Here is a 23,127-nt window from a genome sequence, read left to right on the forward strand (position 1 = left end):
TGCAGAGGGAGATTTGTTATGGCAAAGATATTAATTGTAGATGATTCAAAGACATCAAGAAGATTTTTAAGAAATATGCTTGAAAAGGCTGGACATGAAATTATAGATGAAGCAGTTAATGGAAGAGAAGGCGTTGATAAATACAAAGAATTACATCCTGATATAGTCACTATGGATATAACAATGCCGGTTCTTGACGGAATAGATGCAGTTGGCGAGATTATGGATTATGATAAAGAGGCTAAAGTTATCATGGTAACAGCTGCAGGACAGAAAAACAATATGGTTGAAGCATTAAAGAAAGGTGCATCAGACTTTATTCAGAAACCATTCGAGAGTGATGTTATTCTTGAAGTGGTTCAGAAAGTATTAGAAGAATAGGAATAAGTATGTATAATTATAAACTGGTAATACAATATGATGGAACAAGATACGATGGATGGCAGCGTATGGGAAAGGATGAGTCCATCAATACGATTGAATATAAGATTGCTGAGATATTAAGAAAGATGACGGGTGAGGAAATCCAGATATTTTGCGGATGCAGGACAGAAAAAGGTGTCCATGCAAGAGGTCAGGTTATCAATTTCAAGCTTGATGAGCAAAAGAAACCTTATGAAGTGAAAAATTATCTCAACAGATACCTTCCAAGGGATATTGCTGTTATATCAGCAGAGGTTGTGCCGGAAAGATTTCACAGTCAGCTTAATGCAAAAGGAAAGGTGTATGTATACCAGCTTGACACAGGTGATGTGGCTGATGTATTTGAGAGAAGATACAGATATAATACATTTGAGAAGCCTGATTTTAAAGCGATGAGAAAAGCTGCCGGGTATTTTGCCGGCGAGCATGATTTTAAAGCATTTACAACTGCTAAGAAGAGTAAATCAACTGTACGTACAATTAATTCAATTGATATAGTGGAAAATGGCGATAAAGTAAAGATAGTAATATCTGCCAATGATTTTTTACATAATATGGCACGATATATGATTGGTATGCTGCTTGATGTTGGCAATGGATTAAAGAAGCCTGAAGCAGTAAGAGATATTATGGATGGCAAAGATGTACAGATGTCACTTCCGGCAGAAAGTTACGCACTTTTTCTTGAAAAAATCATATACCAGGAGGCATAATTATATATGAAAACAATTATAGAACATATTGGTGATGTTGTCAGCAAAGCGTTTGAGGAATGTGGATATGACGCATCATATGCAAAGATTACAATATCCAACAGACCTGATTTATGCGAATATCAGTGCAATGGTGCGATGGCGGCAGCAAAAGCATACAAGAAAGCACCATTTATGATTGCAGATGAGGTAGTAGAAAAATTATCAGGCAGCTCAATGTTTGAAAAGGTTGAGAGTGTAAAGCCTGGATTTATTAATATCAATATATCAGCAGGATATATTGCTGATTTTGTGAACAGCATGTCTGAAAAAGAAAAATTCGGATATGAACCACAAGTGACTAATAAGACTGTAATAGTTGACTATGGTGGAGCTAATGCGGCGAAACCTCTTCATGTTGGACATCTTCGTTCGGCAGTAATCGGCGAGAGTGTTAAAAGAATTCAGAAATATGCAGGCAATAATGTAATTGGAGATGTACATCTTGGAGACTGGGGTCTTCAGATGGGACTTATTATAGAAGAGTTAAGGGACAGAAAGCCTGAGCTTCCGTATTTTGATGAGAATTACACAGGTGAATACCCAGCTGAACCACCATTCACAATATCAGAACTTGAAGAAATATATCCGACAGCAAGTGCAAAGTCAAAAGATGATGAAGCATTTCTTGCAAGGGCCCATGAAGCAACATTGAAACTTCAGAGTGGCGATAAAGCATGTACTGCTATATGGCATCATATAATGAATGTATCAAAGGCTGATTTGAAGAAAAATTATGATAATCTTAATGTTCATTTTGACCTTTGGAAAGGTGAAAGTGATGCACAGCCATACATTCCTGATATGATACAGTCAATGATAGACAGTGGACTTGCATATGAAAGCCAGGGAGCGACAGTTGTTGATATACAGGAAGACACAGATACGAAGGAACTTCCTCCATGTATCATAAGAAAGTCAGATGGTGCAGCACTTTATGCGACATCGGACCTTGCCACACTTGTAGAAAGAGAAAAACTGTATCATCCTGATTCATATATTTACCTTGCAGACAAACGTCAGGAGCTTCATTTTACACAGGTGTTCAGAGTTGCGAAAAAGGCTGGAATTGTAAAGTCTGACGCTGATATGACATTTCTGGGCTTCGGCACAATGAACGGAAACGATGGAAAGCCGTTTAAGACACGTTCTGGTGGTGTTATGAGACTTGAAAATCTTATAGCAGATATTCAGGATGCTGTTTATGGAAAAATAACTGAAAACAGGACAATGGATCAAGCAGAAGCCAGAGATACTGCACGTATAGTCGGGCTTGCAGCATTAAAGTATGGTGATCTTTCTAATCAGGCTTCAAAAGATTATGTGTTTGATGTTGAAAGATTTACTTCATTTGAGGGAAATACAGGTCCATATATTCTCTATACAATAGTAAGAATTAAATCAATTCTTGCAAAATATGCAGCAGAGGGTGGTAAGACAGACAATCTTAAATTGCTTCCACCAGTGAGTGCTTCTGAGAAGAATCTTGAACTGGCACTTGTAAAATATCTTGATGTGATGGAAGCTGCTTACATGGATAAAGCACCTCATAAAATCTGTCAGTATATTTATGAGATTTCAAATGTTTTTAATGGATTTTATCATGATACAAAGATACTTGCGGAGCAGGATAAAGAAAGAAAAGAAAGCTATATATCATTGATTTCACTTACGAAGGATATTCTTTTAAGCTGTATAGATTTGCTTGGAATAGAATGTCCTGAGAGGATGTAAAAAGGAGGAATAAACCGGGGCACAACCTTGGATTTATGTTTAGATATGAAATTATTATCATTTGCCATTCCATGCTATAATTCAGCGGATTATATGGAAAAATGTATTAAGTCAGTTCTTATTGGCGGTGAGGATGTAGAAGTTATAATTGTTGATGATGGTTCGACAAAGGATGATACTGCAGAAATAGCAGACAGATATGCCAAGATGTATCCTACTATAGTAAAAGCTGTTCATCAGGAAAATGGCGGACATGGACAGGCTGTGAATACAGGACTTGCACATGCCACAGGAAAGTTTTTTAAAGTGGTTGACAGCGATGACTGGGTAGATGCCAGAAGTTACAAAAAGATTCTTACAACTTTAAAAAACTTTGTAGAAGGCGAAGAACCGGATATGGTTATTGCCAATTATGTATATGATAAAGTTGGTGCTAAGAGAAAAAAGGTGATTCATTATGATAATGTATTTCCTGTTGAGCAGATGTTTGGCTGGGATGATATAGGTAAGTTTAAAATAGACCAGTACATACTCATGCATTCTGTTATATACAGGACACAGCTTTTAAAAGATTGTGCGTTACAGCTTCCTAAGCATACGTTTTATGTTGATAACATATTTGTATTTGAACCGCTTCCATATGTTAAGAAAATGTATTACATTAATACTAATTTTTATAGATATTTTATCGGAAGAGACGACCAGTCTGTCAATGAAACAGTTATGATTTCAAGAATAGACCAGCAGATACGTGTCACAAAGCGTATGATTGATTCATTTATTAAAAGCGGCGTACAGAATAAAAAATGCAGGATGTATATGCGTAATTATTTGAGGATAATGATGGAAGTATCATCAATATTTCTTATATTATCAGGCACAAAAGAAAATTTTGAAAAGAAAGAAGAACTTTGGAATTATGCAAAGAAAAGTGATGCAAAGCTGTATCGTTCACTTAGATACAGTGTGCTTGGCAATTCTGTAAATATTCCGGGAAAGAGCGGAAGATGGCTTTCAAGAATGGGATATAAAGTTATGAATAAGCTTATTGGATTTAATTAGAATTTTATAATGGGAGATGTATAAAATATGATTCTTGATTTATTTAAACTTGATGGTAAAGTTGCTGTTGTTACAGGTGCCAATACAGGACTTGGACAGGGAATGGCGATTGCTCTTGCACAGGCTGGTGCAAAAGTTGTTCTTGTGGGAAGAAGAAATTGCGATGAAACCCAGGCAAAAATTGACGAATTTGGAGGACAGTCAGCACAGGTGCTTGCTGATTTATCATTGACAGAGAGTGTTGACCAAGTTCTTTCAGGTGCACTTGATGCATTCGGACGAGTTGATATTCTTGTTAATAATGCGGGAATAATAAAAAGATGTGATGCGATTGATGTGCCAAAGCAAGACTGGGATTCAGTGATTAATGTCAATCTTAATATGGTATTTTTACTTTGTCAGGCATTTGCAAAGCAATATGTAAAACAGGGCGATGGTGGTAAGATTATCAATGTATGCTCAATGCTTTCATTTCAGGGTGGAATACGAGTTCCGGCATATACTGCAAGTAAGAGTGCGGTTATGGGACTTACAAAAGCACTCGCAAATGAATGGGCATCAAAAGGAATTCAGGTAAATGCGATAGCACCTGGATATATGGCAACTAATAATACATCACAGCTTAGAAGTGATACAGACAGAAGCGAGGCTATTCTTGACAGAATACCGGCAGGACGCTGGGGAACACCTGAAGATATGCAGGGAGCAGCAGTATTTCTTGCATCAAAAGCCTCTGACTATGTTAATGGTTACACAGTTGCTGTTGACGGCGGCTGGCTTGCAAGATAAATATAAAAACGGATTCATGCATGTATAAAGCATGAATCCGTTTTTTTGCATGTTTCAATAAAACATGTCTTCAATATAATTTTAAAATAAAACTTTGCATTTATTCATATCAACATGGCTTTTTATAAAATCAGAGGCTGCATTACGCTGGTTTTCAGGAATGTCAGCTTCACGAAGCATAACAGTCATTTTTGAATTTTCAAAAAGCATATAGTAACCGAATTTTTTATATATAGTAGTAAATGAATCCCATTCATAGTTGAGTGTCTTGTCATAGTCAGGAATTTCAGCGAGAATTCCCGAATCCATAAGTGTAATTGTACATGGAGCACTCTCAGAAGCCTCGCGGTTTTTTAAGTGATAATTAACACTGCTTTTGAACTGGAAGAAAAATATATAAATCGGGTATGCCCAGCATGCCGCATATATAACTGCCAGGTACGTATTGAGAAATCCCAGTACAATAAGAACAATTGTTATGGCGGCAGGTGTCCATGTTAAAATAGTCTCGACAGGATTTCTTACAAATCTGTTCCAGAAAACAATTTTTTTGTATTCATCACCGCTTGCTTTAAGTGTAGTCTTATATTTTATATAATCCATGAAAAAACCATCCTTTAATAAATGAAATGTAATATATAACGCCCATAAAAATGCACTTTGATATAATAACATTATATTTAATTTTATACAAGGTGTTTGCAAAGATGATAAAATAATATATAATAAGATACAGAAACCATAGTTGGTGACATTGGTTGCTTACATAATTTAAAAAAGAAGGTTTGAGTGTAGTATAGTGGATAATTATATTATGAAGGATGAAGTGATGACAAATATAGTTTCATTGCTTGAATCTGATGAGACATTTGCAGAGATTGTTGAAAAAATACTCAGAGAAGCAGAGAGATATCTTTGTACTTCACATGCGGCAGTGCTTCAGGTAAGCACAGATGGTAAACTGATTAATACAGTTATAAGTTATGCCGGTGAAGGCGAACTGCCTCTTAAAATAAACAATATACCAAAATCAAAGTTTTTGATAGGCAGTGATGAGTTAAAATGTTGTGCAACAGGCAGATGTAGTGAAGAAGAAAAATATGCACTTGAGGCATTCGGAGTAAGGTCAAGCGTAGTAGTACCTATATTTATCAATGATTCGTGTGCCATGTATTTTGCTGTATTTGATGTCCGTAATGAGCTTTGCTTCGATAAAGTGAGAATGCAGTTTATCAGGGATGTATCAAGGATAATACAGAGCATAGCACAAAAGAAGGTTACTAATAATTCGTTATTGTCATCTTACGAAGTATTAAGGGATATTTTGAGCAGTATCGGCTCCGGAATAATGGTCTTTGATAAGCACGGCGATGAGATTTATTTTGAAAATGACGTGGCAAGAAAGACTGATGAAGTAAGACGTACAATACAAAAGTGCGTAAAAGAAAGAGTTATAAGACAGGATAATGCCAAGAAGCCGGAAAACGATGAAGAGACTGAGACAGAAAGACCGATAGAACATTATGATCCGGAATCAGGTCTGTGGTTTGAAATTAAGTTTTCTGACCTGACATGGATAGACGGAAGTGCTGTTATTGTATGCACAGCTGTTGATATAACGCAGAAAAAGAAGAATCAGCAGAAGATAGAATATCAGGCAAATAATGATTTTCTCACAGGACTTTATAACAGAATGAAGTGTGAACTTGACCTGAGAAATATTATCCGTGATGCAGTATGTTCCAATCAGAAAGGTGCATTAATGTTTATTGACCTTGATGATTTTAAACATATCAATGACGGGTTGGGACACCAGTATGGCGATTTGTTATTACAGCAGATAGCAGCCGGATTGCAGGGAATTCCAGGGCTTCGTGGACACTGTTACAGAATGGGCGGAGATGAATTTGTTGTAATAGTAAAGCCTGAACAGTTTATCGGAATTTCCAAAATCATAAAAAATGTCGTTGCATTATTTAACAGGCCATGGTATCTGAGAGGAACGGAATATTTCTGTACAATGAGCATGGGTGTTGCAACATTTCCTGATAACAGCGATGACGTGCATGAAATAGTTAAAATGGCAGATATGGCAATGTATGATGCCAAGAGAAGCGGAAAGAACAGATATAATTTCTATGACGGAAGCAAGAATCACAATACGGTCCAGAGACTTGATATAGAAAATAATATGAGGCAGGCGGTTGCGTCACAGATTCATGAATTTGTAGTATTTTACCAGCCGGTTGTTGATACTGTTACCAAAAAATGTATGTCATGTGAGGCACTTGTACGATGGGACAGTAAAGCACTCGGATTTATGGGACCAGGGGATTTTATACCGCTTGCTGAATACCTCGGACTTATAACAGATATAGGAGATTATGTGCTGGAAGAAGCATGCAGGCAGTGTAAGATATGGAATGACAAAGGATACAAGGATTTTCATATTAATGTCAATCTGTCCGTAGTACAGCTACTTCAGCAGAATGTTGTTGAGAATGTCGGACGTATATTAAGCAGGACAGGTGTTAATCCGAGAAATATAGTTCTTGAGATAACAGAGTCATTTGCAATAAATGATATGGAAAGAGTCCTTAAAATTATTTCCGGTTTAAAGGCACTCGGTCCAAGAATTGCACTTGATGATTTCGGAACAGGATATTCATCGCTTAATTATATAAAACAGCTTCCGCTCAATATTATAAAAGTGGATAAAACATTTATTGATGATATAGTTGAAGATGAATATGCACAGGCTTTTGTAAAGCTTATTGTTGATTTGTCAAAGACAATCGGAACACAGATTGTTGTTGAGGGTATCGAGGATATTGAACAATATAATCTTTTAAAGGAGATAGGTGTTAATTATATTCAGGGATATTACTTTGGCAAGCCGGTTCCGGCAAACCAGTTTGAATTTGAATATCTTGGAAAAGTACTGAATGATAATAAATAGGATACAATAGATTGTTGTGTCGGGAAGGAGAGGATAATGAAAACGTTAATTAAGGGAGGAAGGGTATTAGACCCTGCCAGCAAAACAGATGCTGTAAAGGATGTTCTTTTTGAGGATGGTGTTATCCTTAAAGTGGCAGAAAATATTACAGATGATGCAGAAAATGTTATTGACGCAGACGGGATGTTTGTAATGCCGGGACTTATAGATTTACATGTCCATTTCAGGGAGCCTGGTTTTGAGCATAAAGAGACAATCCGTACAGGTGCGAGAGCAGCTGCAAGAGGTGGATTTACAACGGTTTGTGCCATGCCTAATACTAAGCCTGCTATTGACAGCGTTGAGATGGTAAGATATATAATTGATAAGGCAAAAGAAGTTACAGATATTAATGTACTTCCGATTGCTGCAATAACAGCCGGACAGGATGGAGAATATATTACAGACTTTGAAAAACTCAAAGAAAACGGAGCTGTTGCTGTAAGTGAGGATGGCAAGTCTGTTATGAATGCCAGAGTTGCAAGACAAGCTATGAGACTTGCCGCAGAAGTTGACATACCTGTGTTTGCCCACTGTGAGGATAAGAATCTTGTTGCAAGAGGCGTCATGAATGCCGGTGAGAAAGCAAAAGAGATGGGATTTTATGGCATTATGAATGCTGTTGAGGATGTAATTGTTGCAAGAGATATTCTTCTTGCAAAAAATACAGGTGCCAGATTGCATTTATGCCATTGCTCAACAAAAGACAGTGTAAGAATGGTTGAACTTGCAAAGAAAGAGGGACTTCAGGTAACAGCTGAGGTTACACCACATCATTTTACGCTTACAGAAGACGCAATTACAAGCGATGATGCTAATTTTAAGATGAATCCGCCACTCAGAAAACAGGAAGATGTGGATGAGTTAAAAGAGGGATTATCATCAGGAATAATGGATTGCATTTCAACAGACCATGCACCACATCACAAGACTGAAAAAGAGCGTTCATTTGTCGATGCACCATTTGGAATTACAGGACTTGAGACATCTGTAGCACTTACAATCACAGAGCTTGTTGATAAAGGCGTTTTGACGCCGCTTCAGATGGCTGAAAGAATGAGTTACACACCGGCTCAGATTATAAAGAGTGACAGGGGAACGCTTCTTGAGGGAAGACCGGCAGATATAACAATTATCGACCCTGCAGACGAATATGTTATTGACAGTTCAATGTTTGCTTCAATGGGTAAAAATACACCATTTAACGGAAAGACTGTAAAAGGAAGGGTACGTTATACAATAGCCGGTGGAAAGACAGTATATTCTTACAGACCGGGCTGTGAATGTATTGTAGATAAAGATGTTCCTAAACTTTAATATATATTGAAAGGATTTATTAGACGATGATTAACAAGTTAGTAGACAAGATTAAGAAGCAGAATGCACCTGTAGTAGTGGGACTTGATCCTATGATGAAATTTGTTCCAAAACATCTTCAGGACGCTGCGTTTAAAGAATATGGAGAGACACTTGAGGGCGCAGCAGAAGCTATATGGCAGTTCAACAAAGCTATCATTGATAATATATATGATATAGTTCCTGCTGTAAAACCACAGGTTGCAATGTATGAGCAGTTTGGTATTCCGGGAATGATTGCATTTAAGAAGACTGTAGATTACTGCCATGAAAAAGATATGGTTGTAATCGGTGATGTCAAGAGGGGGGATATCGGCTCAACATCAGAGGCATATGCTGTTGCTCATCTTGGCAAAGTTAAGGTTGGAAATAAAGAGATAGCTGCATTTGATGAAGACTTTGCAACAGTTAATCCATATCTTGGTTCAGATGGAATTAATCCTTTCCTCAAAGTATGCAAGGAGGAGAAAAAAGGAATATTTATACTTGTTAAGACATCAAATCCTTCAAGTGGAGAATTTCAGGACAGACTTATCGATGGCAGACCTCTTTATGAACATGTCGGTGAAAAAGTAAATGAGTGGGCTATGCAGTGCATGGGCGATGATTACAGCTATGTAGGAGCAGTTGTAGGAGCTACATATCCTGAGATGGGTAAAGTTTTAAGAAAAGTCATGCCTAAGTCATTCATCCTCGTTCCAGGATATGGTGCCCAGGGTGGAAAGGCAGAAGATTTAGTGCATTTCTTTAATGAAGACGGTCTCGGTGCCATAGTAAACAGCTCAAGAGGAATTATTGCAGCATATGCAAAAGAAGAATATGCTAAGTTTGGTGAGGCAAACTTTGCTGATGCTTCAAGACAGGCAGCAATAGACATGATTAATGATATTAATGGAGCTTTAAATAAAAGATAATTAATGAGGAGAATTTCTTATGTCATTTAGAGAAAATGCTAAGATAATAAAAACAGGCTGTCTTGGGACCGGGGTATATGAGATATGGTTTGAGACATCAGATATTGCAAAGGCAGCAAAACCGGGACAGTTTATATCGGTATACAGCACTGACGGTTCAAGGCTTCTTCCACGTCCAATCAGTATATGTGCAATAGTCGATAACAAGTTAAGAATTGTATATAGAACAGTTGGTGCGGGAACAAAAGAATTTTCATCAATGAAAGAAGGAGAGAGCCTCTCAATTCAGGGACCTCTTGGCAATGGATATGATGTCAATGCCACATATGCTTCAAAAGATGCAATAATTTTCGGTGGTGGTATCGGAATTCCGCCTATGCTTGAACTTGCAAAACAGTTGAACTGCAAAAAACAGATAGTTCTTGGATACAAAGATGAGCTGTTTCTTAATGAAGAATTTGAAAAATACGGAACAGTTACAATTGCGACAGAAGACGGAAGCTGTGGAACAAAAGGAAATGTTCTTGATGCTGTGAAAGCACATAATATTAAGGGTGATGTTATATACGCCTGCGGACCAATGCCTATGCTTCGTGCAATAAAAGCCTATGCTCTCGAAAATAATATTGAGTGTTATATTTCATTAGAAGAAAAAATGGCATGCGGAATCGGTGCATGTCTTGCATGTGTATGCAAATCAAAAGATATTGATGACCATTCAAAAGTCCATAATAAGAGGGTTTGCAAAGAAGGTCCTGTATTTAATGCTAAGGAGGTGGAGATATAATGCCAGCAGAATCAGTAAATATGTCAGTAAATATTGCCGGTGTTACATTTAAAAATCCGGTTACGGTTGCTTCCGGAACATTTGGTTCAGGCATGGAATACAGTGAATATGTTGACCTTAACAGACTTGGTGCTGTGACAACAAAAGGTGTTGCTAATGTGCCATGGCCTGGCAATCCAACTCCACGAATAGCAGAAACGTACGGTGGGATGATTAATGCAATCGGACTTCAGAATCCGGGGCTTGATACATTTTTAACAAGAGACATTCCATTTCTTAAAAAATATGATACGAAAATCATTGTAAATGTCTGCGGAAAGAGCAAAGAAGATTACATTGATGCTGTTGAAAAACTTTCAGAAGCACCTGTTGACATGCTTGAAATTAATATATCATGCCCAAATGTAAAAGAGGGCGGAATTGCATTTGGACAGAGAGCTGAGTCAGCAATGGAGATAACAAGTGCTGTTAAAAGGGTATCAAAAAAACCTATAATAATGAAATTAAGTCCTAATGTAACAGATATTACAGAGATGGCAAAGGCTGTTGAAGCCGGCGGTGCGGATGCTGTATCACTTATAAATACGCTTACAGGCATGAAGATTGATATCAACAGACGTACATTTGCGGTTGCTAATAAAACAGGCGGTCTTTCAGGTCCTGCAATTAAGCCGGTTGCCGTAAGAATGGTATATCAGGTTGCCAATGCGGTAAACATTCCGATAATTGGAATGGGTGGAATTGCAAGTGCCGAAGATGCATTAGAGTTCATAATGGCAGGTGCAACGATGGTTGCAGTTGGAACAGCCAATTTCAACGACCCTATGACAACCATCAAGGTGATTGAAGGAATACAGTCATTTATGGAAAAAAATGGAATTAAAGATATAGCGGAAATAACAGGCTGTGTAAAATAAGTAACTAATCCATGTGTTTGTAATTAAGCAAATACATGGATTTTTTTATATTGGATTTTGAAGTATCTATCTTTCGGAATATATATGATTAAGGTTGATAAAATTATGAAAACTGGATATAATTATATTGTAAGGAAAGTAAGGAATATATTACTTGAGAATGGAGGTTTTTATATGGAATTAGCAAAAGTAACATCAAAAGGTCAGATTACTATACCTATTGAAATTAGAAAAAAGCTTGGAATTAAGAATGGTGATAAGATATTGTTTGTAGAGGAGTCTGGAAGAATATATATGATGAATTCTTCGATGGATGCACTTATGGAAGCACAGAAAGCATTTGCAGGAGAGGCAGAAAGGCTTGGACTTAAAGATGATGATGATGTGATGGCAATGATAAAGGAACTCAGGGAAGAAAGCGTGGTGAAGTAGATGAGAATTATGCTTGACACTAATGTACTGATATCAGTATTGCTTTTTCCTGGAGCTAAAATGAATGCGATGATGAATTATATATTCACACACCATCAGCTTGTATTGTCATCTTATGTTGTAGATGAATTAAAGAGTGTCATAAGGAGAAAGTTTCCTAGTAAGGAGCTTGCAATTAACAAATTACTTATGATGATGAGTTTTGAATATGTTTATACGCCGGAGACGATAGAAAGCGGACTCTTTGATATTAGGGATGTAAAGGACTACCCGGTTCTTTACACAGCAATTATTGAAGATGTTGATATTCTTGTAACAGGAGATAAGGATTTTTCAGATATAGATGTTGAGAAGCCTGAGATAATGTCTCCTGCACAGTTTATGGAAAGATTTTTATAAGAATCTCAGAGAACTTAAAAAATCCATGTGTTTGTAATTAAGCAGATACATGGATTTTTTTATGTTTAAATTTGGAGAAAAAAGAAAGGAACAGGTGATTATATGAATAAAAATCAGAATAAACGTTTTAGTATGGAAAAAGAATCAGATATTAAGGCTTGGGAGAGTCTTCACAGCAATGAGGTAGGAGAAAAATTTAAGTCACAAAACCGGTTTGTGATTGAGGAAATCAACTATTATTATGAGAGGGTTATGCGTATGCAGGAAGATCCATATCTGGAAACAAGGGAAAAAGAAGATGCATTTGCGGAGAGGACGAAGCTGGAAAAGCCGGTTATAAAGGTAGCATCAAGAAACATGTTCTATGATGAAAGCGGAAAGCATGTGCGTACTAAGAAAGAAATAATGGATGCAAGTGGCAACATCCGTAATGGCTGTAAGATTATCAGAAAAGGCGAGGTCTATGAGAAAAAAGAGTTTTCTATAAAAGACGATAGATTTAAACAGGATTCATTTCTTGATGAGGCAAAGGTGTTTTTTACAAACGAAATAAATCAGCTTGTGCTGCATGAAGAGGATAAACTTAAAGTCTTTGATAAGAATAGTCCGTATCTTGCTACTAAAAAAATAGGCAAAAATAATCCAATGGAAGAACAAATAAAGGCTGACAATGAGGTGCGGTAGGAATGGAACAGGACTGTTGACAGAGTAATTGTAAGCGGTGTGCAAGAAGAGGATATCTCAAGGATAAAGAAAAATGAAATAACAGAAAAGGTGAGAAATTCCATGGATTTATATGGAGACAGACCGAACCTTCTTGCAAGTATTATAAAGCTTGCCATTGCTGTGCTGGAACTACTTATTAATCGTATTATGTTTGCAGCGGTTGGTACGGCTGAAAAGATTGTTGATACTGCCGCTATAGATAAATGGAAATCATTTAATAATGTAAAACTATTAAAACCTAAGATGCCATTTCTGGTTGCTAAATTTCAGCAGCTAACCGATATAAATATGGAGTTGTAAAAAATTAACAATACAATTTTTGAATATCAACAACAACGCAGTAATCTTGAAATAGAGTTATTAGATTGTAAAGGTATGCTGAAATCAGGCAAATATGAAGAATTACAAACGCAGATAGATATACTTGATATAAAAATAAATAATACGAAGGGAAATATATCTGAAATATTACTTAAATATGGATATAAAAATGCTAAAGAGTTTTATACAGAGTTATTTAAGGCTCGTGAAGAAAAGACAAGATATGAAGAAGATTATAAGGATTGGTTAGAACAGTGCATTAATAAGCAGTTTGACGCGTCAAACTGTAATAGCATTTTTAATAAGAAAGAAATGCGGTCAAATGATATTTCTCGTTAAAATTATGAATTATATTATAATTGTATTTATTATAAGTCTTAATTCATTTTCCTGCTATAGGTGAAGAATTATAAATATTGTGATATAGTTTTATAAGAAATTGTTAGATAATAATTATGATATATTGATATGTAACAAGGAGATATTTATGGATAAATGGATAAATGTTTTTTATAGTGACAAAGGAGTTAAAGAAAATTATAATTTTCCTAAGATACTGAATAATGATAATGAGTATTTTTTAGCAGTTCTTAATTTTTTAGACACATTAATTGAGGATTTAAGGGATAATAATATTGATAGGGATTTTATAGAAATATCCGAAAATTATAGAACTATTATTGAGGAAGTGTTGAAAAAATATTATTCAGGAGAAATAATCGCTGCGTATAATAAAATAGAGCAATTAATAAAAGAATATCAAAATAGCAATATAATTATATCCAGCATTTCAAAAAGTTATTCATTTAACTATTACGTTAAAGAAAATAAGAAATGGGAGTATTTTTTATTTTATAGAGCAAGATTTGGAGATATATCAAAAGAAAAAAAGGAAGATGCATTAAAGCATACTCCATTTGATAAGATATCAAAGATTGGAAGTAACAGATTTAGTATCCCCGGACAGCCATGCTTATATTTAGGAAGCACATCTTATGATTGCTGGATTGAAATGGGAAAACCAGCGGATAGAGATTTTAATGCAGGATGTGTATTTTTAAATAAAGATTACAGAATCCTTAATTTGTCAACAGATATATGGGTTTTATTAAGTGCAATTGAATGTTTAAAGGAACAAAGAGACAAGAAGTTGATGTTTAAAGCATATTTATTATCACAGGTGACATCCTTTGTTATTAAGGAAGAAGGGCGGAATTTTAAGTCAGAGTATATAATTTCCCAGTTAATAACGCTTGCATGTAAGTCCAATCATATTGATGGCATTTCATATATAAGTAAGAGAGTTTCATCAAATAAATTTGGGCATAATATATGTATGAATTTGGCTCTATTCATTCCTTATGAGCAGGGAGTAAAATATTCAAAAAATATGGCTTCAGAGATGAAGATAGGAAATCCAGTTAACTATGCTTACTTTAATAAGTTAAAATTAGCTCCTTTAAATCTTTCGTATGATCCGTTACCATATGAGTTAAAGCGACAGCCGATAGCTATTGGGAATTTTGAAGAACAGATACCATATAGTGAAACTTATTTTTATGAATTTGACAGATACTTACGTAAAATTACACTTGAGAAGTATAGAAATTAAAAGTAATTGTTAAGATAGAGGTTTAGCAGTATAATATATCATAAAGATATCAAACAGGAGTTGACAACGATAATGGAAGGAAAGATAATTCTTAGCAGAGCAGAGCAGAGCAGAGCAGAGCAGAGCAGAGCAGAGCAGAGCAGAGCAGAATAACTAATGTGATCATAACATATATAAAACACCCAGCAGTAGGGATAGTGCGTTTTCGTACTATTTCTACTGTTGGGTGTTTTTGTTTTGTAGATTAACAAAAAAAGCATTGAAATCAACATTAAATATATTAGCAAGAGCAATTAGTTCGGACACACGAATATTATAGGTGCCACATTCAATTTGTGAATAACTGCTTCTGGAAATCTCAATGCCTTGTAACTGCATACGGGCAACAATTTGTTCCTGTGTAAGATGAGATTGCTTTCGTAATGTACGGATATTATTACCTAGAGAGATATCCTGCTTGATTTTCTGCATAATTAATTCAACTCCAATTAAATGTATTGCAATAAATAAATTGCAACTAAGTTGATTTTAGTTTGTTTTGAGAATATAATTGCAATGCATAGATTGCAAAATTGAACTTAAATATAGAAATTTAGTTACGGAGGACAAAAATGAAGTATTATAATTTAACAACACCTCAGAAGAATATATGGAATCTTCAGAAATACTATGGAGATACAGCAATAGGAAACCAATGCGGAGCTATATTTTATAAAGAAAAACGGGATAATAATTTATTAAAAAAGGCAATATATCATATTATTGATAGTCAAAGTGGATTGCGTCTGCGTTTCGTAGAAAAAGAAGAGCCGGTTCAGTATATCGCTAAAGAATTGGAAGATATTCCGGTAATGAGCTTTGCCACAATGGATAAGTTTGATGATTTTGCAGAGAATTTTGCAAAAAATCCTATTGGACTTAATGATAAAGTTATGTATCGTTTTGTCGTTTTTCAGATTGGAGATCGTAGTGGGATTTTGGCAGCTTTGAGCCATCTTATATCTGATGCATGGACATTTTCTTTTATAGCCGGACAGGTAGATGAGATATATCATAATCTTGAAGATGGTGCGGATTATGATATATGGCAGGCTGATTATACGGAATATGTGCAGACAGAGAAGGATTATTTTATATCAGAACGCTATAAGAAAGATAAATCATATTGGGAAAGTAAATATACAGCACAGCCGGAAAAAAGCATAATAAAAATGTTGCCAGCAAAATCTGATAGTATTGAAGCAAAAAGATTTACAAAATGTCTGTCGGAGAAATTAGAAAATAAGATTAATAAATACTGTAGCAATAATCAAGTAACACAAGCAGTATTATTTGAAACAGCACTTATCACATATTTAGCGAAAATAAATGGAGAGAATCAAACAATAACAATTGGAATACCGGTTTTAAATCGTAGCAATGCCAAAGAAAAGAAGATTGCAGGTATGTTTGTATCTACTATGCCTCTTACAGTGCAAGTAATAGAAAATATGACTATAACTGAACTAGCACAGCAAATTAGTAAAGGGCATATGGAGATATTCAGACACCAGAAATATCCTTATTCAGATATATTGAAATATCTCAGGGAAAAGCAGAATTTTTCAGGAAACCTATATGATGTCATGATTAGTTACCAGAATGCAAAAACAGATACAGAGGCTGAAACAAAGTGGTATTCAAACGGATACAGCGAAGTTCCGTTTGTTGTTCATATTGATAATCGTGATGGGAAAAGTACGCATACAATAAATGTTGATTACCAGACGGCTGTATTTAAAGATGAAAGAGAAGTTGAATATATAGTCAGCCGTCTGGAATACATTATTGCTCAGATTGTATATGAAGCTTCAACTGACATTAAAGGGATTGATATTATTCCACAGGAAGAAAAGAATCTTGTATTGGAACAATTCAATGATACTTATGTGCAATATCCAAGAGAAAAGTGTGTTCACGAACTATTTACTGAACAGGCAAAGAAAACTCCGGATAAGGTGGCTCTTATCGCGGGGGAAGAACATTTAACATATTGTGAATTGGATAGGAAATCGGATGCACTTGCACAGAAGCTTATCGAACTTGGAATTGAAAATCAGGAAGTGGTAGGTGTATATCTTGACAGAACAGCTTATACAGTAATATCACAGATTGCTGTATTAAAAGCTGGTGGAGTTTTTTTGCCAATAGATCATCGTTATCCTAAAGACAGAATAGATTATATGCTGAATGACTGCACTGTTAAAATGATAATCACAGATAAAGAATTGAACAGTGAATGGAATGTAGAGTATCTTAATCTGAATAATTATGATTTTGATGACATTTTACATACCAAAGCAGTTAATAACCGAGATGATGCCTGTTATATTATTTACACTTCGGGAAGTACAGGAAAACCAAAGGGCTGTGTACTTATGCAAAAAGGTCTTGCTAATTTTTGTGCTAACAACAATATTGTTCCATATGCAGAAACATTACAACATCAAACGGTGGTTAGCGTTAATACGATTTCATTTGACTTCTTTATTGCAGAAACATTACTGCCATTGGTACATGGCTGGACAGTAGTTCTTGCAAGTGAGGAGGGAAGCAACAATAAGGAGCTATTTAAAGAACTTGTAAAAGATAATAATGTAAATATCATAGAGACTACTCCGACACGTTTGGAATTATATACAAAAGATGAAGATGGAAGGGATAGTTATTTCCAGCAGATACAACAAGTTGTATCTTCTGGAGAAGCACTTACTGAAGTACTTCTCCAGAAGATAAGAAATATTTGTGATGCGAAAGTATTTAATCCTCTTGGACCAAGTGAATGTAGTGTGTGGAATGTAGGAGGAGATTTTAAAACAGATATAACTATCGGTTCACCAATAGCAAATACTCAAATCTACATTCTGGATAAGAATAATAAACCACTTCCAATAGGAGTACCGGGCGAACTTTGTATTGCAGGAGAAGGAGTTGGCAAGGGGTATCTTAATCGACCAGAACTTACAGCAGAGAAATTTGTGCCTAATCCATTTGTAACAGAAGAAAATCATCATGGAAAGATTATGTATCATACAGGTGATTTAGCTTGCTGGAGAACAGATGGAGAGATTGAATATCTTGGAAGAATAGATACACAGGTTAAAATCAGAGGTTTGCGTATTGAACTTGGAGAGATTGAAAATGTAATGAGTGGTTTTGCAGGAATTCAGCTTACGGCAGTAGCAGATAAGAGAGATGAGAATAACCGTCAGTATCTGGTTGGCTATTATACATCAGAACAGAATATTGATGAAAAAGAATTAAGAAGTCATTTATCATCCAAACTGCCGAAGTACATGATACCAAACTATTTTATGAGGCTTGATACTATGCCTATGACAGCAAGCGGTAAGACAGATAGAAAGAATTTGCCAGTACCTGATTTTACAATGCAGGAAAGAGAGTATGTAGAACCGGAAAGCTTAACAGAGAAAAAACTTGCAAATATCTGGGAGAAATATTTACAACTAGATAAAATAGGTAAAACTGACGATTTTTTTGAATGTGGTGGTGATAGTCTGCTTGCTATTTCAATGATTTCTGAGATAGAAGAAGCGTTTGGTGTGCAAATATCAATAAAAGATATAATGGAAAATTCTGTTTTAGAGAATCTTGCAAAATGTATTGAAAATGCTGATAGTATTGTGAGGATAAAAGCTAATAATAGTGATAAATACAAACTTCTTCCACAGCAAAAAGCTTTATATGTCACATATAGTAAGAATACACAGTCGTTAGCATATAATATGCCGGCAAGAATACGTATACCTAATGGAATTAATATAAATAGATTAAAGGATAGTATTATAAAGGCAGTCAGACATCATAAAATTTTATTTAGTCACATAGAATCAGACGGAAATGAATTAATTGGTGTATATGATAATGATGTTGAACTTGTGTTTGAACAGTATGATAAAAATGAAATTGATAATTTTGTAAGACCATTTGATTTGTCAAAATCACCTTTAGTCAGAGTTGGAATTACAGAAAATGAAATACTTTTTGACATGCATCATATTGTCGCGGATGGAGAGACTCTCAATATTATTCTTAAAGATATACTTGGAGAATATGATGGAAAAAATGTCTGTGATGAGAAAATAACTTATGGTGATTATGCAGAATATTTTTATAAGCAGGATATGACAAGGCATAAGGAATATTTTAAGAAACAGTTAAAATGTGATTTTGAGTCTGTTGTACTTCAACTTACAAAGACTCCTGTAGAAAAGGGCTGTTCAAAAGTATATGAAATATCGGAATCAACTATATCTGTGGCTAAAAATTATGCAAGAAAGCATAACATGACAGATACAATGGTATGCTTTGGGGCATATGGAATTCTTTTATCAAAATATAGTGGGAAAAGCGATGTATTAAGCAGTATTGTACTTAAAAACCGTATTTATGCAGATACAAAAGATATGGCAGGAATGTTTGTAAATACACTACCAGTGTATATAGGTGTTTCTGGTTCGGTAAATGATTATATGCAGAGGATAAAAAATCAGATATTGGGATTGTTTGAACATCAGGAATTGCCATTTGCATTAATTGCAGATACTGTCGGCATAAAAGATAAAAGTGTAATTAATACATCTTTTGTGTATCAGGCAGATGGAGATAAGAGTTTTTCTATTGGGAAGGAAACTCTGATTCCGGAGCCGATATCTACTAATGCTTCAAAGTTTGATCTTATGATGGAACTTACACCTGTTCAAAACGGATTGAAGGTCAGGATGGAATTTGATGGTGGAAAATATGATGAAGCGCTAATGGACAGATTAATAGCTGCTTATGAAAGAATTCTAGAGCAATTGGATAAAGAGAATATGGTAGATATAGAAGTAATGTCGCCGGAGGAATATCATAAGGTTATAGAAGAATTCAATGATACCTATGTGGAATATCCAAGAGAAAAATGTGTCCAAGAATTGTTTGCAGAGCAGGCAAAGAAAACACCTGATAAGATTGCACTTATTGCTGGAAATAAAAAGTACACTTATCGGGAAATTAATGAAAAATCGGATGCACTTGCACAAAAGATGATTAATTTAGGCATTAGAGAACAGGATGTTGTGGGTACATATCTTGACAGGACAGCTTATACAGTAATATCACAGATTGCTGTATTAAAAGCTGGTGGAGTTTTTCTGCCAATAGATCATCGTTATCCTAAAGACAGAATAGATTATATGCTGAATGACTGCGCTGTTAAATTGATACTGACAGATAAAGAATTGAATAATGAATGGAATGTAGAATATCTTAATTTGGATAATTATGATTTTGATGACGTTTTACATACCAAAGTAGTTAATAACTCGGATGATGCCTGCTATATAATTTATACTTCGGGAAGTACAGGAAAACCGAAAGGTTGTGTGCTCATGCATAAGGGATTAGCAAATTTCTGCGCTAACAATAATATTGTCCCATATGCAGAAACGTTGTCACATCAAACTGTTGTTAGTGTTAATACGATTTCATTTGATTACTTTATTGCGGAAACATTATTACCATTGGTACATGGATGGACAGTTGTTATTGCAAGTGAAGAAGAAAGCACACATAAAGATTTATTTGAAGAACTTATAAGAAAACATAGAGTTAATATTATTGAAACAACACCTACAAGATTAGAAATATATACAAAAAATGAAAAGGAAGATAGTTATTTCCAACAGATACAATTAGTTGTTACTTCTGGTGAAGCACTTACGGAAGAGCTTCTTAAGCATATAAGAGATATTTGTGATGCAAAGGTATTTAATCCTCTTGGACCAAGTGAATGTAGTGTTTGGAATGTAGGAGGAGACTTTAAAACAGGTGTCACTATCGGTTCACCAATAGCAAATACTCAAATCTACATTCTGGATAAGAATAATAAACCACTTCCAATAGGCGTACCGGGCGAACTTTGTATTGCAGGAGAAGGAGTTGGCAAGGGGTATCTTAATCGACCTGAACTTACAGCAGAGAAATTTGTGACTAATCCATTTGCAACAGAAGAAAATCATCATGGGAAAATTATGTATCATACAGGTGATTTAGCTTGCTGGAGGGCAGATGGAGAGATTGAATATCTTGGAAGAATTGATACACAGGTTAAAATCAGAGGGCTGCGTATTGAACTTGGTGAAATTGAAAATGTAATGAGTGGTTTTGCAGGAATTCAGCTTACAGCAGTAGCAGACAAGCGGGATGAGAATAACCATCAGTATCTGGTTGGATATTATACATCAGAACAGGAAATTGATGAAAAGAAATTAAGAATCCATTTATCGTCAAAGCTTGCAAAGTATATGATACCTAACTATTTTATGAGGCTTGATACTATGCCTATGACAGCAAGTGGTAAGATTGACAGAAAGAATCTGCCTGTACCAGATTTCACAACGATGGAAAAAGATTATGTAGCACCTGCCACAGAAATGGAAACTAATTTATGTAAGTTGTTAGGTGAGATTTTACATATAGAAAAAGTTGGCGTAGAAGATGATTTCTTTGAATATGGTGGGGATAGTCTTGGAGCGATAGAATATGTTGCAAAGGCACATGGAATGGGCGTTGAAATGTCTTTACAGAATGTATTTGATTATCCAACTGTCAGAAGTTTATGTGATTTCTTACAGGGTGAAAAGAAAGAAAAAGTACAATATAAAGAAACCGATTTTGATAAATATAAAGAACTCTTTGATAGAAATGTTATTAAGGAAGGTGAAAAATTTGAAAAGAAATCACTTGGTAATGTGCTTCTTACAGGTGCAACTGGATTTCTAGGTGCTCATATACTTAATGAATTAATGCAAAAAGAAATCGGTAAGATATATTGTCTTGTTAGAAGTAATAAGGCAGATGATAGGCGTGGAAGATTAAGAGAAATTCTTAAGTATTATTTTGGAGACAGGTATGAATCTGAAATAAACAAGAGAATTATTCCAATTATAGGTGATATTGAACAAAAAGGATTATCAGATGAAATACCTACAGATGTGCAGACTGTAATACATACGGCGGCTAGTGTAAAACATTATGGCTCATATAGTTATTTTAACAGAATAAATACAGAGGGAACAGCACATGTTGTGGAGTATGCTAAAAAGATAGGGGCAAATCTTATACATATATCAACTTTAAGTGTTAGTGGTAATAGTATGGCAGATGATTTTAGTGTATATCATTCTGATGAGGAAAAATTCTTTTATGAAACATCGCTATACATTGGACAACCTTTAGATAATGTATACATTCATAGCAAATTTGAAGCTGAACGAAAAGTATATGATGCAATGTTAGAAGGATTAAATGCAAAGGTAATTAGAGTAGGAAATCTTACAAATCGTGCAAGTGATTATATGTTCCAGCCAAACTATACATCAAATGCATTTCTTACAAGAGTAAAAGCAATATTGGAGTTTGGTTTATTCCCGGATTATCTTATGAACCTGTATGCAGAGTTTTCACCAATAGATAAGACGGCTGAGGGAATTGTAAAGATTGCCCAGTATGCAGACAAGCAGTGTGTATTCCACTTAAACAGTAATAAGGTTATATATTTTGAGCGTTTCCTTGAGGTGGTTCATAAGCTCGGAATATCTATGGAGGTTGTAAGTGGAGCAGAGTTCAACAGAGCATTACAGGAGACAATTAAAAAAAGTAATACAGAGTACATATTTGAAGCATTCCAGAATGATATGGATGAACAGGGGAAATTGGTATATGACAGTAATATTCGTATCAAAAATGATTTTACACTTTGGTTCTTAGAGAAGGTTGGATTTGAGTGGAATGAAACAGATATGGAGTATATTAGTGGTTATGTCGATTATTTCCGCAAGATAGGATATTTGGAGGTGTAGC

Annotated in this window: 19 protein-coding genes; 17 read left to right on the forward strand and 2 right to left on the reverse strand. The window is 35.2% G+C overall.

Translation table 11 applies throughout. The annotated features are described in order from the left end of the window. Positions 1 to 18: 18 nt before the first annotated feature. The 5 genes from WMO38_RS03105 to kduD are packed head-to-tail and all read left to right on the forward strand — an operon-like array spanning position 19 to position 4,760. Positions 19 to 381 carry a response regulator gene (locus WMO38_RS03105; RefSeq protein ID WP_349161402.1) on the forward strand — a complete coding sequence of 121 codons (363 nt, stop codon included), beginning with the start codon at positions 19 to 21 and terminating at the stop codon, positions 379 to 381. Between the two features lie 8 nt (positions 382 to 389). Then, a complete protein-coding gene (gene truA, locus WMO38_RS03110; RefSeq protein ID WP_349161403.1) occupies positions 390 to 1,136 on the forward strand; it encodes a tRNA pseudouridine(38-40) synthase TruA in 747 nt (248 codons plus the stop codon). Positions 1,137 to 1,142: 6 nt separating this feature from the next. Beyond that, positions 1,143 to 2,909 carry an arginine--tRNA ligase gene (gene argS / locus WMO38_RS03115; protein WP_349161404.1) on the forward strand — a complete coding sequence of 589 codons (1,767 nt, stop codon included), beginning with the start codon at positions 1,143 to 1,145 and terminating at the stop codon, positions 2,907 to 2,909. A 45-nt stretch (positions 2,910 to 2,954) separates the two neighbouring features. Continuing rightward, positions 2,955 to 3,971, forward strand: coding sequence for a glycosyltransferase family 2 protein (locus WMO38_RS03120; protein ID WP_186835832.1), 1,017 nt, complete (start codon positions 2,955 to 2,957; stop codon positions 3,969 to 3,971). A gap of 27 nt (positions 3,972 to 3,998) precedes the next feature. Beyond that, the gene (gene kduD / locus WMO38_RS03125) at positions 3,999 to 4,760 is read left to right on the forward strand and encodes a 2-dehydro-3-deoxy-D-gluconate 5-dehydrogenase KduD (protein ID WP_021866861.1); all 762 of its coding nucleotides are present in this window, start codon (positions 3,999 to 4,001) and stop codon (positions 4,758 to 4,760) included. An 81-nt stretch (positions 4,761 to 4,841) separates the two neighbouring features. Here the strand turns inward: kduD and WMO38_RS03130 are convergent, their stop codons facing one another. After that, a complete protein-coding gene (locus tag WMO38_RS03130) occupies positions 4,842 to 5,363 on the reverse strand; it encodes a hypothetical protein (RefSeq protein ID WP_021866862.1) in 522 nt (173 codons plus the stop codon). A 211-nt stretch (positions 5,364 to 5,574) separates the two neighbouring features. Between WMO38_RS03130 and WMO38_RS03135 the strand changes: the two genes are divergently transcribed. The 11 genes from WMO38_RS03135 to WMO38_RS03185 all read left to right on the forward strand — a co-directional run bounded on the left by WMO38_RS03135 (position 5,575) and on the right by WMO38_RS03185 (position 15,222). After that, positions 5,575 to 7,719 carry a sensor domain-containing phosphodiesterase gene (locus WMO38_RS03135; protein ID WP_349161405.1) on the forward strand — a complete coding sequence of 715 codons (2,145 nt, stop codon included), beginning with the start codon at positions 5,575 to 5,577 and terminating at the stop codon, positions 7,717 to 7,719. Positions 7,720 to 7,755: 36 nt separating this feature from the next. Further along, positions 7,756 to 9,075 carry a dihydroorotase gene (locus WMO38_RS03140; RefSeq protein ID WP_021866864.1) on the forward strand — a complete coding sequence of 440 codons (1,320 nt, stop codon included), beginning with the start codon at positions 7,756 to 7,758 and terminating at the stop codon, positions 9,073 to 9,075. Positions 9,076 to 9,101: 26 nt separating this feature from the next. Further along, positions 9,102 to 10,028 carry an orotidine-5'-phosphate decarboxylase gene (gene pyrF, locus WMO38_RS03145; RefSeq protein WP_021866865.1) on the forward strand — a complete coding sequence of 309 codons (927 nt, stop codon included), beginning with the start codon at positions 9,102 to 9,104 and terminating at the stop codon, positions 10,026 to 10,028. A gap of 19 nt (positions 10,029 to 10,047) precedes the next feature. Then, positions 10,048 to 10,815, forward strand: coding sequence for a dihydroorotate dehydrogenase electron transfer subunit (locus WMO38_RS03150; protein ID WP_349161408.1), 768 nt, complete (start codon positions 10,048 to 10,050; stop codon positions 10,813 to 10,815). Further along, on the forward strand, positions 10,815 to 11,732 hold the full coding sequence (locus tag WMO38_RS03155; protein WP_349161410.1) for a dihydroorotate dehydrogenase: 918 nt from the start codon (positions 10,815 to 10,817) through the stop codon (positions 11,730 to 11,732). The genes WMO38_RS03150 and WMO38_RS03155 overlap by 1 nt, the downstream gene beginning before the upstream one ends. A 174-nt stretch (positions 11,733 to 11,906) precedes the next feature. Then, positions 11,907 to 12,164 carry an AbrB/MazE/SpoVT family DNA-binding domain-containing protein gene (locus WMO38_RS03160; RefSeq protein WP_349161411.1) on the forward strand — a complete coding sequence of 86 codons (258 nt, stop codon included), beginning with the start codon at positions 11,907 to 11,909 and terminating at the stop codon, positions 12,162 to 12,164. Beyond that, positions 12,165 to 12,563, forward strand: coding sequence for a putative toxin-antitoxin system toxin component, PIN family (locus tag WMO38_RS03165; RefSeq protein WP_349161412.1), 399 nt, complete (start codon positions 12,165 to 12,167; stop codon positions 12,561 to 12,563). Positions 12,564 to 12,665: 102 nt separating this feature from the next. Further along, positions 12,666 to 13,247: a hypothetical protein gene (locus tag WMO38_RS03170; RefSeq protein WP_349161414.1), complete on the forward strand. Its 582-nt coding sequence runs from the start codon at positions 12,666 to 12,668 to the stop codon at positions 13,245 to 13,247. Between the two features lie 102 nt (positions 13,248 to 13,349). After that, entirely contained in the window at positions 13,350 to 13,589 is a 240-nt protein-coding gene (locus WMO38_RS03175) for a hypothetical protein (RefSeq protein WP_349161416.1), read from the forward strand. Between the two features lie 75 nt (positions 13,590 to 13,664). After that, positions 13,665 to 13,949 (forward strand): hypothetical protein, encoded by a 285-nt coding sequence (locus WMO38_RS03180; protein WP_349161417.1) that lies wholly within the window; start codon positions 13,665 to 13,667, stop codon positions 13,947 to 13,949. 148 nt (positions 13,950 to 14,097) lie between these two features. Then, entirely contained in the window at positions 14,098 to 15,222 is a 1,125-nt protein-coding gene (locus WMO38_RS03185; RefSeq protein ID WP_349161418.1) for an RES domain-containing protein, read from the forward strand. Positions 15,223 to 15,438: 216 nt separating this feature from the next. On the opposite strand, the gene WMO38_RS03190 is transcribed toward WMO38_RS03185, so the two are convergent. Beyond that, on the reverse strand, positions 15,439 to 15,696 hold the full coding sequence (locus WMO38_RS03190; RefSeq protein ID WP_349161506.1) for a helix-turn-helix domain-containing protein: 258 nt from the start codon (positions 15,694 to 15,696) through the stop codon (positions 15,439 to 15,441). A 137-nt stretch (positions 15,697 to 15,833) separates the two neighbouring features. On the opposite strand from WMO38_RS03190, the gene WMO38_RS03195 reads away from it, so the two are divergent. Next, complete coding sequence (locus tag WMO38_RS03195; RefSeq protein ID WP_349161419.1) at positions 15,834 to 23,126, forward strand: non-ribosomal peptide synthetase; 7,293 nt, start codon at positions 15,834 to 15,836, stop codon at positions 23,124 to 23,126. Position 23,127: the final 1 nt, after the last annotated feature.

It is taken from the genome of Lachnospira hominis (ex Hitch et al. 2025) (assembly GCF_040096395.1).
GTDB classification, from domain to species: Bacteria; Bacillota; Clostridia; order Lachnospirales; family Lachnospiraceae; genus Lachnospira; species Lachnospira hominis.